The following is a 14,407-nucleotide window of genomic DNA, read 5'->3' as shown; positions in this document are numbered from 1 at the left end:
GCGTGGGCATCAACGGAAGCGGTAATTCAACGTCGCGAGGAAGGTGCGGCCGATGCCCGGCACCGCGCGTCCGCCATCGGATGGAATCAGGGCGTCGTAGTACTTCTTGTCCGTCAGATTCCACACGTTGAACTGGATATCGTAGCGCTTCTGATGATACGCGGCCATCACGTCCCAGCGCGTATAGCCGCCCACCTTCACCAGGTTATTGTTGGCTGCATAGCGAGAGGACACATAGGAAGGTCCGCCCCCGAACTCCCAGTTCGGCGTGAAGTTATAGGTCGACCACAGCGTAAGCATGTTGTGCGGCGTATTCGCGAGGGTATTGCCGGTGGTGCCGTCGAGCGCCTTTTCCACCGTGCCGTTCATGTACGTGTAGCCGCCGAACAGCTGCCATTTGTTCGTGAGGTGGCCCGCCACGCCAAGTTGATAGCCCCGCACTCTGACATCGCCATCGAGTGTGTATTCGCCGGTCGAGACCTGCGTGCGCGCGTTCGTCTTTTCGATATTGAAAAGCGATTGCGTCACCGATAGCCCGCCGTTCAACAGGTCCCACTTCGATCCGATCTCATACGAGCGGTTCTTCTCGGGCGGCGTGTTCTGCTGATTGTTCGTGAGCGTGAGCGCTTCGAGCGACGGGTTGAACGATGTCCCATACGACACGTAATAAGACTGCCATTCCGTCGGCTGCCAAACGATGCCGGTGCGGACGCTCGTGAAGTAATTCGTCTGCGTCGCATAGCGCGGCGCGTTGATCGAGTTGTTGATCGACGCTTCGTAGCGGTCCCAGCGCACCCCGCCGATCCACTTCCAGTGCTCGCCGATGGAAATCGTATCGTTCAGGTAGAGGCCGATGCCGTTCGCGCTCGATTCCGCGAGATTGGTCGCCACTTCGCGATAGTTCGAAGGACGCGGCGTATAAGCCGGATTGACGAGCGGCACAATGGCCAGCGTGTTCGAGGGCAGTCCCGGCGTCGTTGCGGTGAAGCTCTGGTTGCTGTACGTCTCGTGACTCAGATCGACGCCCACCAGCATGTCATGCTTGAGAAAGCCGGTTGCGAATTTGCCCTGAAAATCGGTCGCGTTATAGACCGAATGATCGTTGATGTTGCGATCCTTGCCTTGCAGGCGCACATACAAAGAGGACAGCGGCAGCGTCGTGTAATTGCCGTTCGTGAGCGCCGTCGATGTGCCGAGTGGGCCGGTCAGTACGGCCGCTGCGTTCGTCGCGCGCGCTTCGGTGCTGTAGTGGCTGAATTGCGTTTGATTGCGTACCGTGAACATGTCGTTGAAGCGATGCTCGATCCGCGCGTTCAGCGTCTGCACGTCCTGAATGGTGCGATCGTCGGTGAAGCCGTAGAAGGTCTTCGTATCGACAGGAGCGGGATGGCCGTTCAACGGCGGGATGCCGTAGTCAGGCTGATCGTAGTTGTGCTGAATAAGTGCAGACAGCGTGACTTGCGTGGGCGTGCCGATGCCGAACTTCACCTCCGGCGCAATGCCGAAGTCCTTGTTTTTCATCTCGTCGCGCGTCGAGCCGAGCGACTGGCCGAACGCGTTGATGCGAAAGGCGGCGGTATCCGTCAACGGCTGATTGATGTCGACCGTCGTGCGATAGCGGTCATGCGTGCCTGCCTGCAAGGACACGTCGGCGCGCGGCTTGAGGTTCGGCTGCTTGCTGACCTGGTTGATGACGCCGCCCGTCGAGCCGCGTCCGAAATACAGCGACGAAGGACCGTACAGCACGTCGATCGATTCGAGGTTGAAGGTGTCGCGATAGTACTGGCCGCGGTCACGGAAGCCGTCGAGATAAATGTCCGTGCGCGCCGTGAAGCCGCGCAAGTTGATGTTGTTGCCGATCTGGCCGCCTTCGGCCGCGCCCAGCGTTACGCCCGGCACGTTGCGCAGCGCGTCGGAGAACGAGCTCACCGCCTGAGATTGCAGCACGGCTTTCGGCACGACCACGACCGCCTGCGGAATGTCGCGCAGCGCGGTCGGCACTTTGGCGCCGACGCTCGACATCTCGGGCTGGAAGTCGGCAGCGGCGTCGCTTTGTCCGGTCACGGCGACGGCCGGCAGCGTGGCGGCCTGCGCGATGGTCTGGCTGGCCGAAGCGTCCGTGGCGGAAGAGGCTTGCGTCGCGGGCGCTGCTGCTTGCGTGGCTAGCGCGCCCTGCGGTGCGGTCTGCGCATAAAGCGGTGCGGCCATCGGCGCCGCGGCAATAGTGACCAGAGCCGCTGCAAGCGGCGTTTTCCTCAACATGTCGTTCCCCGATACTTGTTAGTAGATTCCGACTGGCGCGAAACGGGATTTCAGCGCCCAGAAGCGATGACGAAACAGCTCGCCCATGTGTCGTTCCAAGGCGGCTGTCGTCATTGGGTCAAGCTATGATCGCAATTGTTAATGCGAATCAGTATCATTACACATTACGGAAATATTTGGAAATGAACGGGTCGACGAGTAGGGCTTTTCGGTGGCTCGGATGCACGCGTGCGGAATTCTGCGTGTTACATGCACGCCGGCGGTGCGCCGCATGCAACACGATCGGTCGGGCCGCACCAAAGCAGCGCGAACGTCACGAGTTGCGGGACGCTGTCGGCACCGACCGGGCGCATGTACGGCAGGGTCCAAGCACCAACCGCATGCAAGATGCACTCGCATGGCCCGGATCTTGCAAAAAGCGCCGCTTTTCAAGATGAGCCACGCACCATGCAGGCCCTTCAATCCGGAACCAACACGCTCTTTCTGCTCCTCGGCGCAGCAATGGTGCTCGCGATGCACGCGGGGTTCGCCTTTCTCGAACTCGGCACCGTCCGCCGCGAGAATCAGGTCAACGCGCTCGTGAAGATCCTCGTCGACTTTGCGGTGTCGACGCTGGCGTACTTCTTCATCGGCTACAACATCGCCTATGGCGTGCAGTTCATGCACGGCGCCGATATCCTCGCGCAGCACAACGGCTATGCGCTCGTGCGCTTCTTCTTCCTGCTGACGTTCGCGGCGGCCATTCCGGCGATCGTCTCCGGCGGGATTGCGGAACGTTCGAAGTTCAATCCGCAATTGTTCGCGACGTGCGTGATCGTCGGCTTCGTCTATCCGCTGCTGGAAGGCGTCGCGTGGAACGAGCGGTTCGGGATCCAGCACTGGCTTGCGCAGACCTTCGGCGCGCCGTTCCATGACTTCGCGGGCTCGGTCGTCGTGCATGCGTTCGGCGGCTGGGTGGCGCTGCCTGCCGTGCTGCTGCTCGGCCCGCGTCATGGGCGCTATCACAAGGACGGGCGCATCGCCGCGCATCCGCCATCGAGCATTCCGTTTCTTGCATTGGGCGCATGGGTGCTCGCGGTCGGCTGGTTCGGCTTCAACGTGATGAGCGCGCAGACCGTCGACAAGATCAGCGGCCTGGTCGCGGTCAACTCGCTGATGGCAATGGTCGGCGGAACGCTCGCCGCATGGTTCGCGGGACGCAATGATCCGGGCTTCACTTATAACGGACCGCTTGCCGGGCTCGTCGCGGTATGCGCAGGCTCGGACCTGATGCATCCGCTGGGCGCGCTGATCGTCGGCGCAGTCGCGGGCGTGTTGTTCGTCCAGATGTTCACTTGCGTTCAGAACCGCTGGCGTATCGACGACGTGCTCGGCGTGTGGCCCCTGCACGGCATGTGCGGCGCATGGGGCGGCATCGCGGCGGGCATCTTCGGGCAGCGGTCGTTCGGCGGCATCGGCGGCGTATCGGTATGGTCGCAGTGCATCGGAACGCTGGGCGCGGTGTTGCTCGCGCTCGCGGGCGGTGCGGCCGTGTATGGCGCCATCAAGATGACCGTTGGCTTGCGGCTCGAACGCGAAGACGAATTCAACGGCGCGGACCTTGCGATACATCGCATATCGTCGACGCCGGATCGCGAACTGGCAGGGTGATGCATCGTTGACAGGGCGGGTGCATGTGGCTATGCGCCATACGCGCCCGCCGGTTACGATAGACGGCCGACTCACGAAAAGGCCGAACGCTTGAACCCTACCGAGAACGGGACACTGGACTTACGGCTTCCGTCGCGCAACTTCGCGCTGACGCGGCGCGTGCTGCTGCTCGTGCTGGCAGCGTCGGTGCTGATACCGCTCGCGTGCCTTTGCATTTATGGCTACTACGACTATCAGCGCCGCTTCGCCGATGCGGAAGAACTGACCGAACGTCTCGCGCGCATCGCAAACGAACATGCGCTCAAGGTGCTGGACCTGAATCAGCAACTCGAGACGCGCGTGGTGGATACGCTCGGTGACAGCGACGATGCCAGCGTCGCGAGCCGTCAGGAAGCGCTGCATCGCGCGCTCGACGACATGAGCGGCACGCTTGCGCAGGTCGCGGCCGTTTCGGTGTTCGGCGCGAACGGTGCGCTGCTCGTGAATAGCCGCTGGTACCCTGCGCCTCAAGTGTCTATCGCGGATCGCGACGACTTCCGCGCTGCGCGCGCCATCGCACCGGTCACGTACTTCTCGCTGCCGTTGCGCGGCAAGGTCGCGAACTCCGACGTCTTCACCACGACGATGGGACGCGTGAGCCAGGACGGTCACTTTCTCGGCGTCGTATCCATTGCGCTGAAACGCGATTATTTCAGCGACTTCTATCATGAGATCGCCGCGGGCGATAACGCGCTCGTCATCGGACTCTATCGACGCGACGGCAGGGTGCTCGTGCGCTACCCTTCAGCGGACGCCGCCGCGCAGCCCGCCACCGACACGCCGTTCACCAACGCCTTTCGCGATAACGAGCTCTATGGCCGGCTGCGGATGACGTCGACCATCGATCAGATCGAACGCGTGCTCGCCTACCGCCGCGTCGCCGATTTCCCGCTCTATGTGGCCACGGGCTACGCGACTTCCGCCGTCAAGGCGCGATGGCGGCATAACCTCGCGCTCGTCTGCGCAATCGCCGCCTTTCCCTGCATGGCCGTGTGGCTGCTGATTGCGTTCTCGATCCGTCGCCTCGATGCCGAACGTGCCGCATGGGAGCGCTGGCAAGCAGAGGTCGCCATGCGCCTTTCCGTCGAAGCATCGAGCCGTCAATTGCGGCGCATGGGGGCGCTCGGCAATCTGGTCGCGAACGTCGCGCATGACTTCAATAACCTGTTGATGGTCGTGTCGTCGAACATGGCGCTTGCGCGTCGAAAGCATTTCAACGATGTCGAAAGCGAAGTGCTCGCGGTCGAACGCGCCACCGCCGGCGCGGAATCGCTTGCTCGCCGGCTCATGAGCGTGGCGCGCAAGCATCCGCGCAAGCAGGAAGCCATCGACCCGTCCGCGTGGCTGACAAGCGTGCTGGATACCGTGAGAAGCGCGGTGCATCCATCGGTCGTGCTGACGCTGGAGTGTGCGGCGGACTCGTGGAACGTCATGGCGGATGCGGTCGAACTCGAGCTCGCGCTCGTCAACATCGCGGTCAATGCGAGCGATGCGATGCCGCACGGCGGGCGCATTGTGATCCGTTGTCAGAACGCGCGCGTGCGCAGCGCCGGGAACGACTTGCCCGACGGCGAATACGTGCTGATCGCCGTCACCGACAACGGCGAAGGCATGAGCGAGTCGGTGCTGCGTCGCGCGTTCGAGCCGTTGTTCACGACGAAAGAGCGCGGCGCGGGAACGGGACTTGGGCTTGCGCAAGTGCTCGCGGCATGCGAGCAGGCGGGCGGCGCCGCACGCATCACGAGCGTGCCGAATGCGGGCACGACCGTGCGGTTGTACCTGCCACGCTATCAGGGGGCGGTTGCATCGACGAAACAGGAGGTAGTTAGTCAACCTGAGCATCGGGTTCCACCGCCGAACGTCGATGAGGACCATCCATTGCGCGGCATGTCCGTGCTGCTCGTCGAAGATAACGCCGATGTCGCCGCGGGCATCACGGCGGTGCTCGAAGTGTTCGGCTGCGCCGTGCATCACGAAGAGAGCGCGGACGCGGCCTTCGCGCTCCTGGGCGAAGGCTATGGCTTCGATCTCGTGTTGTCGGATGTGCAGATGCCTGGCCGCATGAACGGCATCGATCTGGCCGAGCAGATCGTTCAGCGCTTGCCTTCGCAGAAGATCGTGTTGATGACCGGCTACGCGGACGAGATCGAACGCGCGAAGCATCTCGGTGTTCGCATCCTCGCCAAGCCGTTCGATATGGATGAGCTACGCGTCCTGATGGCGGACGGCGTCCCGCATTGAAGCGATGACTCAGCGCTTGTGCTTCGGTATCGCGCGCGCGCCGACGAGCGGATTGAACCCGGCAGGCTTGCGCGACGACGCCTCCTGCTTTTCGGAGCCCTCATCGCTTCGCTTGCCGCCTAGCTGGCTCAACAGGTCTTCGTCGTCGGCAGGCTCTTCGCTGGTATCGTCAGCGACATGCGCCTTCGGCGGACTCCTTCCCGAAAGATGCTCGACCACCGACAAGAAGTCCTTCTGTGCCGAACGCAACGCGCGCCCCGGCATCATGATGAGCACGACCGCTTCCTGAAGCGTTCGGTCATCCACGGTATGCATGGAGCCTGCTTCGTTCCAGTCGATGCCGCTATCCGCATAAGCCGCGATCACCTGATGCAACACAGCGGGTGACAATACGCCCGCGTCGTACAGGCCGACGATCTGCCGCTCCGCAAGTGCGAAGAGCGTGAGCCGAGGCGCGGCCTGCGCTTCTTCTTTAGCCTTGGGCTTGCGCGCGGCCACTTATTTCGACGCGGGCGCGACCCGCCAGACGGTATTGCCGACATCGTCGGCGACGAGCAGGCCACCCGTGCGATCGACTGCCACGCCGACCGGACGCCCGAGCGCGCGTCCATCCGATGACAAGAAGCCCGTCAGTATGTCTTCGGGCGGTCCCGAAGGCTTGCCATTCGCGAATGGAACGAACACGACCTTATAACCGCTCTTCGGCTTGCGGTTCCAAGACCCGTGCTGACCGATGAACGCGCCGTTCCAGTAGCGCTGGGGAAACGCTTTACCATCGTAGAACGCGAGGCCGAGCGATGCCGTATGCGCGCCCAGCGCGTAGTCGGGAACGATGGCCGCGTCCACGAGATCGTCGCGTTGCGGCTTCACGCGATCATCGACGTGCTGCCCGAAATAGCTATAAGGCCAGCCATAGAAACCGCCGTCTTTCACGGCCGTCATATAGTCGGGCACGAGTTCGTTGCCAATTTCGTCGCGCTCGTTCACAGCGGTCCACAGTGCACCGCTTTGCGGTTGCCACGCCATGCCATTAGGATTGCGCAAGCCCGTTGCATAGAGCCGCGATGCTTTACTGGCAATGTCCACTTCGACGATCGCCGCACGTCCGTTCTCGGCGTCGATGCCATTCTCCGCAGCGTTGCTGTTCGAGCCGACCGTGACGTAAAGCCGCTTGCCGTCAGGGCTTGCAATGACGTTCTTGGTCCAGTGATGATTGATCGGCCCGGCGGGCAGGTCGATGAACTTCTCACCGGGCGATGCGATCTGCGTGTCGCCGTTTCGATAAGGAAAGCGCACGACGGCATCGGTATTCGCAACATAGAGATAGTCGCCGACGAGCGCCATTCCGAAGGGCGAATGCAGCTTGTCGATGAACACGGCGCGCGTCTCCGCGACGCCATCGCCGTCGGCGTCGCGCAGCAGCGTGATGCGATCCGCGCTCGGCCCTGCAGCGCCAGCACGCTTCATCACCTTCTTCGTGATGATGCCTTTGAGACCCGCGTTCTCGTCATGCTGCGCAGGCGTATTGCTTTCGGCAACGAGAACGTCGCCGTTGGGCAGCGTCGCAAGCCAGCGCGGATGATCGAGTCCGGCGGCGAACGCAGTCACCCCGAAGCCTTGCGCCGCGACGGGCCGTTGACCCTGCGCCCAGGGTTTTGCAGGCGCGATGTTCACCGTCGGCAGCAATGCTCGCTTTGGGGCTGGCAACGTAGGATTCGGGCCGAAGCCGGGGGCGTAATCGTCGGCGCTGGCTACGGAGCTTGCTAGACCGAGGGCGACGATTGCCGCCGCGCACCGGTGAATGCGGCGCTTCATCAGCCCCCGCCGATGCCTTGCGTCACCTTGCCGGTGCCGCTGCATGTCGGGCATTCGCCGCCGTCCTGCTTGCCGGTGCCGTTGCAGTCCGGACAGATGTCTTCGCCGGTGCCGGGTGCGCCGGGTTCGGCTTCATCGCCCGGGCTGAGAGGAGGTTCTTGCGCCATGGTCGTCTCCTTGTCGATTGCACGGCTAATAGCAAGTCACATTCCCGATGCGTCCGGCGCGCTCAGGGCTTTCGGCCGAACGCCTCGCGCAAGTGCTTTTTGGCCCGTTCCAGTGTCTTGCGTCGCGTCTTCGGCAGATTGCGGCCCGCTCGATTGATATAGAAATTGAGCATCGACATCGCCGATTGAAACGGCGTGCCCTTGCGTCGCGTGCTGCTCGTCGACGAATGCTTGAGCGATTGCGCAATTTCCTCGGCGTTGCCCGTCTTGAAGATGTCGCGCTCGATATCCATTGCATCGCTGGTTTCCATCACGTGATGCGACCAGCGATGATCGTCGTTCCTGGGCTTGGCAGACTTGCTGGATGCGCTGCGCGTCTTCTTCTTGCGATCGCTCGCGAGCGTATGACGTTGGCGCGTGGTCTTAGAAGTCTTTGCAGTCTTGCGGGTGGTTGCCATGAGGTTTCCCGATCAACGTTTGGCTTTCAGCAAGCGATGCGCTTCGCGCAGCGCATCGACGATGGCCTGATACGCGGCATGACGCGTTTCCGGATCGGCCGCGCGCAAAACATACGACGGGTGATAGGTGGCGACGATCACCCGTCCGTCATGCTCGATCGCCTGTCCCATCGAAGCCTGCAGTTTCGCCTTGGAATCGCTCAGCACGGATTTGAGCGCCGTTGCGCCGAGTGCGACGATGACCTTCGGATCGATATCCGCAGTCTCTCGGTCCATCCAGTAATGACATGCATCGATCTCGCGCTGTGCAGGCGTCTTGTGCATGCGTCGCTTGCCGCGCGGTTCCCATTTGAAATGCTTGACTGCGTTCGTGACATAGACATCTTTACGCGCGACACCGGCTTCCTCCAGCGCGCGATCGAGCATGGCGCCCGCAGGGCCGACGAAGGGCTTGCCTTGCAAATCCTCCTGATCGCCGGGCTGCTCGCCGACGACCATCAACGGCGCATGGCGCGGGCCGGCACCGGGCACGCCCTGCGTTGCGTCCTTATAGAGCGCGCAGCGGTGACACTCATCGAGTGATGCGGGCGTTTGATCCGGTTCGACACCGGGTTGCTTGAGCGTTGCCATCAGCGTCAGGCGTTGAGCGTATGTGGGACGACATCAAAGGGCGTTTGCGAAAGCGGGGGCATCGCACTCTCTAACGAAGAACGACAAGCAATGATCGGACCTCTCGCTCAAAGCGGCTCAGCCATTGCGAAGCGAGTGGAATGTCCGTTGCTGTGCAACAGATCATCAACTCGATAGGAGGCGTGCAATGGGTACCGACGACGATCGTTTGGAAGGGAAAGGCAGCACGGACAAGCCGCTCGGCGATGCCGGCAGCGGCGCGAGCGGAGGCGGCTCTATTGGAAACCTGCCAGGACCCGGGGCGGCAACGGGCGGCGATCCGAAGCAAGCCGTGCGTCAGCCGAATGCAGGCGAAGTCGAACCGGAGAACCGGCGTCTGGAGCAGGACCCGCATCAGACTGCAGAAGTGCCGCTAGGCTCTGGCGACCGGCCTGAGCCGACCGGTAAGGGCGGGCAGGGACCTCAAACAGGACAGGACGTCCCGCCGCGCGGGAATTGAGGTAAAAGGGATTGCAGAGGAAAAAGTACGGCCGCTTGTCGCGGCCGTTTTTTGCAGATTAGCGCGTGGCAATGTACATCGTGATTTCGAAGCCGAAACGCATATCGGTGAAGCTCGGGGTTTCCCACTTCATAAAGCCTCCTTGTGCAATAAGCGGCCTGGCGGATGCCGGGCCGTTGCGCGGTGGTGGTCTGCAAGCGCCGTGCAAAGCCGCGCCCCAATTCGACGCTCTTAAATGCTAGCGGAGTTTGGCGCTTGCATGATTGGAAATCGCCTGCGCGTTCATTTAATTTATTTATAGCGACCTCGGACGATTGCCCGAATCGTCAGGGTTTACGCTGGCCTTGTCGGGATCGGTTGCTTCGTCGCGCTCCAATGCCTCACCGGGACGAGGGATTACCCTATCCGCTTCGTCGGGCGTGATGTTGTTCAGTTCATTGCCGCCCGGTGCATGGGGCTTGTCATGCGTATCGGGTGCTTCGGGAGTTTGAGCCATCACGTGTCCTCGTTTGACGGTTATTCGGCGCGCGAGGCTTCGCGCAGCACAGCGGCATCGCTGTCGTACTTGTGGTCGCGCATCTTGTGCAACAAGGCAATGACTTCACCGTTCGCTCCGTTGCGTTGCGCAAGTGCAATAAGTTTTTCCTTGCCTAGCGGGTATTCAGCGCCCTTTAACGCTTGAGCGATCTCATCCATACGCGGTTCATCTTCGTGCCTCTGGTCCTGCGACTGCGCGGGATGCTGAGACATAAGGCCTCCTTGTTCGGTGTGACGATAACGATGAGACAAACAGCAACGCATGTACCTGTAGCCAGGCGCGTTTGATGCTGCGTTCGTATACCGGTCGCATTGATAAAGGGAGGACAGCAGATGACCATTAGCGCAGACCGCATCTCCGACACGGAAGTCAAGGTCGAGAACACGATCTACACCTTCGACGGCAAGGACAGAGCCGACGCGTTTCAGCAATGTCTCGGCAGCGACAGCGTCGAAACGTGCGCCGCCGATCACGCGCCGCTATCGACGCGCGCCGTTAGTGCAAGCGATACCGCACTGGGAGGCGAGCCCGGCAGCATCATTTCGCCGTCGATGGGCGGCATGCCCTGAACGCAGTGCGTTCACAGCGCCGCGCTGTTCGTCGCGCGCGGCGCGAGAGACGTACGCGTGAGGGCGTGTAAAGGCAAGGGCTTATCGAAGAAATAGCCCTGCGCCTGCGCCGCGCCCATGTCGCGCAGCACGGCAAGCGTTGCCGCGTCTTCCACGCCTTCCGCCACGAGCGTAAGGTCGAGTGATTCGGCCATTCTCACGATCGCACGCACGATTGCGCGGCTGCGTGCGCTTTGAGTGAGTTCGAGAATGAATGACTTGTCGATCTTGAGGCCGCTGAACCGATACTGATGCACATAGCTCAGCGACGAAAATCCCGAACCGAAATCGTCCAGCACGACGGACATGCCGTTATCGGCGAGACGCTGCATGGTGCGGCGCGCGAGATCCGGCTCGGCGACGAGCGCGCCTTCGGTGAGTTCAAGACATACACGCGAAGGCGATACGCGGTAACGACGCAATAACGCAAGGACGTCATCCGCGAATTCGGGGCGCGTCATGCTATAGCTCGAGCAGTTCACATGCACCGGCGGCCAGTGCGCGTAACGCTCGTTCGAGAGAATGGCGGCCACGCGTTCGAGCATATAAAGATCGAGCCGGCCGATGAGTCTCAGGCCTTCCACCGACGGCAGAAATTCACCCGGCCCCACGATGCTTCCATCCGGCTGGCGCCAGCGTATGAGCGCTTCGAGCGCGACGACTTCCCCGCTCTTGACATCGACGATAGGCTGGAAATAGGGCAGTAATTCGTCGTCGCGCTTCATTGCGTTGCGCAGCGCGCCTTCGCGTTCGACCTGGTCCGATACCTCGCGCCGCAATTCCTGGTTGAACACGACAAAGCTGTCGCGCCCCGCATTCTTCACGCGATACATCGCCGTATCGGCATCGCGCAGGAGATCCGCAGGCTCGGTATGGAACTGACTGTCCGCAGTGACGATGCCGATGCTGCACGACGAAAAAACCACATGCTCTTCGATATGAAACGGCAGATCGAATGCGGCGAGAATGCGCCTCGCAATCGCGATGGCGTCGTGAACCGGCGCGTTAGCGGAAAGCACCGCGAACTCATCGCCGCCGAGGCGTGCGAGCAGGTCGGTCGAACGCACGCAATCGCGCAATCGCGCGGCGGCCTGGACGAGCAGCATGTCGCCGAAGTGATGACCCAGACTGTCGTTCACGACCTTGAAGCGGTCGAGGTCGATGAACATCACCGATAGCTCGTGCCCACGCGTGCGGTAGTCGTTCCATGCGCCGCGAAGCCGCTGCATCAGATGACTACGGTTCGGCAGGCTCGTCAGTGAGTCATGCGCGTTTTCGTAGAGAAGACGGGCGTTGGCTTCATCGAGCTCGCGCGTGCGGGCCTGCACGCGTGCTTCGAGTTCGAGGTTGGCCGCATGCAAGGCCTCGGCGTCGCGGCGGCGCGATAACGCGGTATCGATATGACGCGATACGAACGTCAGCAATTCCTGGTCGCGCAGTGAATAACGCACCAGCGGCGAATAGCTTTGCACGGCAAGCACGCCGCGCACGACATCGCCGTCGAAGAGGGGAATGCCGAGCCATGAACGCAGGCGCACGGTGCCCGTTTCGGTCTCGAATGCCCCTTCATCGATGAGCCGCATGGCTTCCTGGTGATCGATCAGCCGCGCGCGACGCTCCCCGATGACATACTCGGTCAGCCCGCGCTGACCACGACGCGGAGCAGGGCGTTCCTGCACGATTTCGTCGACGTAATACGGAAAGGACACTAACCCCGTATCCGGTTCAATCAATGCGATATAAAAATTTCGCGCATAGAGCAACTCGCCGACGATGCCGTGCAGGCTGCGAAAGAACTCCATCATGTCGCCCGGTCGACTCGACAGTTCAGCGATCTGATAGAGCGCGGCCTGCAAATGCTCGGAACGCTCGCGCTCGGCAATGCCATGACGCAGCGCCGCGTTGAGCTGCGAAAGCTCGGACGTGCGGCGTGCAACCTGTTCTTCGAGATCGGCGCGATGAAGAATGCGGTCGAGCGCCATGGCCACGTGGCGCGCGACGACGAGAAAGAGCGCACGGTCCTCGGCGGTGTAGATGCGCGACACGTCGTAGACCTGCATCGCGAGCATGCCGAACACTTCGTCGGATGCGTTCTTGAGCGGCGCCCCCATCCAGAACTCGGGGCGGTCTCCAAGGCAATAGAAGCGTCCGTCGCGCTCGGCGGCGGTGATGTCGGCGCGCGTGACGAATAGCGGCTGGCCGCTCGTCAGGACGCGGCCTGTCATCGAGAGATGCGACGGATCGAGGATGTCGTAATTCTCTGCGGCCTGCACGTCGGTATCGATGACATCGACGTAATACGGATAAGTGATCCTGCCACTCTTGCGATCGTAAAGCGCCAGATAAAAGTTCTCGGCGTCGATGAGCGTGCCAAGCCGCTCATGCACGCAGCGCAAGAATTCGGCGCGGTCGCGCACCGAGCTCGCCAGATAGGCAATCTCATACAGCACGCGTTGCGTAAGCTGCGCGCGGGCCAGCGCGTCCGCCTGAACGCGTTCGCCGAGACGCCGGGCAAGGCTCGCCAGTTGCGCATCGTTCTTGTGCACCGCAGGCGCGACGAGCCATCCGAGAACGCCTTCACCACGTCCGGTAGGCCAGCGGTGCCAGCCATGCGCCGCGCATTGCTCGTCGAGCCCTTCTTCCGGGATGCTGCGCGGCCATTTCAGCGACGCGTCGCCGCGATGCGCGAGATGCAATTGCTCGCCCGCGCGATACCACGCCCACTCGCGGCTGCAGTCCATCGAGGCGGCATCGCGCAGCAGCGCTTCTATCGGCTGAGTGTCGGTCACTTCGGTCACGTCGTCCGTTGGGGCCGCGACTAAAGCTGAAACGGGCATCGCGTTATACGCGGAAAACACACTCATCGGCGCTCCAGGCCATTTTTTTCTTGGGGCATTCAGGCCGCCGCGCTGGGGGCCTGGGTCCGCGTTCAGTCGTTAGTCAAGCAATCGCTCTTATTGGGCTAACGGCACGGAGCATACAGGCTTGAGCATCGCGCAAAAAAAATGTAAGGCGCGATTGAACCAACGCGCGCCAATAACGCCGTCTAAGACCCTGTCAAAAGCGCTTCTGCAGAAAAATACGTGGACGTCCGTCATGAAAATCCGCAAGCTCGCCGAAGGTCTCATAGCCGCAGCGCAGGTAAAGATTACGTGCTTGCGGGTTGAGCGTGTCGAGCCAGGCGGCACGGCAGCCGCGCTGTTTCGCCTCTATTTCGGCGGCTTCGAGCGCGCGTGCGGCGAGCCCCTGGCCGCGCATGTCTTCGCGTATCCAGAGCCATTTGACGAAGAGCCAGCCCCAGGCAGTAAAGCCTGCCAGTCCGCCGACGAAGTCGTCATCGACATAGAGCGATACCGCGAGATCGCGATGCCCGCTCGGCCCGAGTTGCGATGCGTTGAATTGGGCGAGCCCGCCCGCGACATCGGCCTCGAACGATTCGTCGATCCAGTCGGTAACGGAAATGGTGATGTCGCGCATAGCGATGGCCCGGGCGCTTGGGG

15 protein-coding genes are annotated in these 14,407 nt (G+C 62.0%); 4 read left to right on the top strand and 11 right to left on the bottom strand.

What is annotated here, in order from left to right:
• Positions 1–9 precede the first annotated feature (9 nt).
• Complete coding sequence (locus P9220_RS17740) at positions 10–2,262, bottom strand: TonB-dependent siderophore receptor (RefSeq protein ID WP_309766359.1); 2,253 nt, start codon at positions 2,260–2,262, stop codon at positions 10–12.
• 447 nt (positions 2,263–2,709) lie between these two features.
• Between P9220_RS17740 and P9220_RS17735 the strand changes: the two genes are divergently transcribed.
• Both P9220_RS17735 and P9220_RS17730 read left to right on the top strand, forming a co-directional pair.
• Positions 2,710–3,912 (top strand): ammonium transporter, encoded by a 1,203-nt coding sequence (locus P9220_RS17735; protein ID WP_309766357.1) that lies wholly within the window; start codon positions 2,710–2,712, stop codon positions 3,910–3,912.
• A gap of 90 nt (positions 3,913–4,002) precedes the next feature.
• A complete protein-coding gene (locus P9220_RS17730) occupies positions 4,003–6,192 on the top strand; it encodes an ATP-binding protein (protein ID WP_309766355.1) in 2,190 nt (729 codons plus the stop codon).
• Between the two features lie 9 nt (positions 6,193–6,201).
• On the opposite strand, the gene P9220_RS17725 is transcribed toward P9220_RS17730, so the two are convergent.
• The 5 genes from P9220_RS17725 to P9220_RS17705 all read right to left on the bottom strand — a co-directional run bounded on the left by P9220_RS17725 (position 6,202) and on the right by P9220_RS17705 (position 9,262).
• On the bottom strand, positions 6,202–6,690 hold the full coding sequence (locus P9220_RS17725) for a hypothetical protein (RefSeq protein ID WP_309766354.1): 489 nt from the start codon (positions 6,688–6,690) through the stop codon (positions 6,202–6,204).
• Positions 6,691–8,007, bottom strand: coding sequence for a sorbosone dehydrogenase family protein (locus tag P9220_RS17720; RefSeq protein ID WP_309766352.1), 1,317 nt, complete (start codon positions 8,005–8,007; stop codon positions 6,691–6,693).
• Positions 8,007–8,174, bottom strand: a complete 168-nt coding sequence (locus tag P9220_RS17715) for a hypothetical protein (protein ID WP_309766350.1) — start codon at positions 8,172–8,174, stop codon at positions 8,007–8,009. The genes P9220_RS17720 and P9220_RS17715 overlap by 1 nt, the downstream gene beginning before the upstream one ends.
• 62 nt (positions 8,175–8,236) lie before the next feature.
• Positions 8,237–8,632, bottom strand: coding sequence for a DUF3175 domain-containing protein (locus P9220_RS17710; protein WP_309766348.1), 396 nt, complete (start codon positions 8,630–8,632; stop codon positions 8,237–8,239).
• 12 nt (positions 8,633–8,644) lie between these two features.
• The gene (locus P9220_RS17705) at positions 8,645–9,262 is read right to left on the bottom strand and encodes a UdgX family uracil-DNA binding protein (RefSeq protein WP_309766346.1); all 618 of its coding nucleotides are present in this window, start codon (positions 9,260–9,262) and stop codon (positions 8,645–8,647) included.
• 187 nt (positions 9,263–9,449) lie between these two features.
• Between P9220_RS17705 and P9220_RS17700 the strand changes: the two genes are divergently transcribed.
• Positions 9,450–9,761 (top strand): hypothetical protein, encoded by a 312-nt coding sequence (locus P9220_RS17700; RefSeq protein ID WP_309766344.1) that lies wholly within the window; start codon positions 9,450–9,452, stop codon positions 9,759–9,761.
• A gap of 58 nt (positions 9,762–9,819) precedes the next feature.
• Here the strand turns inward: P9220_RS17700 and pqqA are convergent, their stop codons facing one another.
• The 3 genes from pqqA to P9220_RS17685 all read right to left on the bottom strand — a co-directional run bounded on the left by pqqA (position 9,820) and on the right by P9220_RS17685 (position 10,511).
• Positions 9,820–9,894: a pyrroloquinoline quinone precursor peptide PqqA gene (pqqA, locus tag P9220_RS17695; protein WP_008353049.1), complete on the bottom strand. Its 75-nt coding sequence runs from the start codon at positions 9,892–9,894 to the stop codon at positions 9,820–9,822.
• Between the two features lie 162 nt (positions 9,895–10,056).
• Entirely contained in the window at positions 10,057–10,257 is a 201-nt protein-coding gene (locus P9220_RS17690; protein ID WP_309766343.1) for a hypothetical protein, read from the bottom strand.
• A gap of 20 nt (positions 10,258–10,277) precedes the next feature.
• Positions 10,278–10,511 (bottom strand): DUF2795 domain-containing protein, encoded by a 234-nt coding sequence (locus tag P9220_RS17685; protein WP_309766342.1) that lies wholly within the window; start codon positions 10,509–10,511, stop codon positions 10,278–10,280.
• A 120-nt stretch (positions 10,512–10,631) separates the two neighbouring features.
• Here P9220_RS17685 and P9220_RS17680 point away from each other — a divergent pair, with 120 nt between their 5' ends.
• Positions 10,632–10,868: a hypothetical protein gene (locus P9220_RS17680; protein ID WP_309766339.1), complete on the top strand. Its 237-nt coding sequence runs from the start codon at positions 10,632–10,634 to the stop codon at positions 10,866–10,868.
• 11 nt (positions 10,869–10,879) lie between these two features.
• On the opposite strand, the gene P9220_RS17675 is transcribed toward P9220_RS17680, so the two are convergent.
• On the bottom strand, positions 10,880–13,771 hold the full coding sequence (locus P9220_RS17675) for an EAL domain-containing protein (RefSeq protein WP_309766338.1): 2,892 nt from the start codon (positions 13,769–13,771) through the stop codon (positions 10,880–10,882).
• A 193-nt stretch (positions 13,772–13,964) separates the two neighbouring features.
• Positions 13,965–14,384, bottom strand: coding sequence for a GNAT family N-acetyltransferase (locus P9220_RS17670; RefSeq protein WP_309766336.1), 420 nt, complete (start codon positions 14,382–14,384; stop codon positions 13,965–13,967).
• Positions 14,385–14,407: the final 23 nt, after the last annotated feature.

Source organism: Caballeronia sp. LZ016 (assembly GCF_031450805.1).
In the GTDB taxonomy this organism is placed as follows: Bacteria; Pseudomonadota; Gammaproteobacteria; order Burkholderiales; family Burkholderiaceae; genus Caballeronia.
This window is presented reverse-complemented; position numbering and strand designations above follow the sequence as displayed.

What these genes read in the sequence shown, in the direction of transcription:
- P9220_RS17735 (WP_309766357.1), top strand. Translation starts at nt 2,710, where the DNA reads ATGCAGGCCCTTCAATCCGGAACCAACACGCTCTTTCTGCTCCTCGGC.
- P9220_RS17700 (WP_309766344.1), top strand. Translation starts at nt 9,450, where the DNA reads ATGGGTACCGACGACGATCGTTTGGAAGGGAAAGGCAGCACGGACAAG.
- P9220_RS17690 (WP_309766343.1), bottom strand. Translation starts at nt 10,257, where the DNA reads ATGGCTCAAACTCCCGAAGCACCCGATACGCATGACAAGCCCCATGCA.
- P9220_RS17675 (WP_309766338.1), bottom strand. Translation starts at nt 13,771, where the DNA reads ATGAGTGTGTTTTCCGCGTATAACGCGATGCCCGTTTCAGCTTTAGTC.
- P9220_RS17710 (WP_309766348.1), bottom strand. Translation starts at nt 8,632, where the DNA reads ATGGCAACCACCCGCAAGACTGCAAAGACTTCTAAGACCACGCGCCAA.
- P9220_RS17680 (WP_309766339.1), top strand. Translation starts at nt 10,632, where the DNA reads ATGACCATTAGCGCAGACCGCATCTCCGACACGGAAGTCAAGGTCGAG.
- P9220_RS17670 (WP_309766336.1), bottom strand. Translation starts at nt 14,384, where the DNA reads ATGCGCGACATCACCATTTCCGTTACCGACTGGATCGACGAATCGTTC.
- P9220_RS17740 (WP_309766359.1), bottom strand. Translation starts at nt 2,262, where the DNA reads ATGTTGAGGAAAACGCCGCTTGCAGCGGCTCTGGTCACTATTGCCGCG.
- P9220_RS17705 (WP_309766346.1), bottom strand. Translation starts at nt 9,262, where the DNA reads ATGGCAACGCTCAAGCAACCCGGTGTCGAACCGGATCAAACGCCCGCA.
- P9220_RS17720 (WP_309766352.1), bottom strand. Translation starts at nt 8,007, where the DNA reads ATGAAGCGCCGCATTCACCGGTGCGCGGCGGCAATCGTCGCCCTCGGT.
- P9220_RS17685 (WP_309766342.1), bottom strand. Translation starts at nt 10,511, where the DNA reads ATGTCTCAGCATCCCGCGCAGTCGCAGGACCAGAGGCACGAAGATGAA.
- P9220_RS17715 (WP_309766350.1), bottom strand. Translation starts at nt 8,174, where the DNA reads ATGGCGCAAGAACCTCCTCTCAGCCCGGGCGATGAAGCCGAACCCGGC.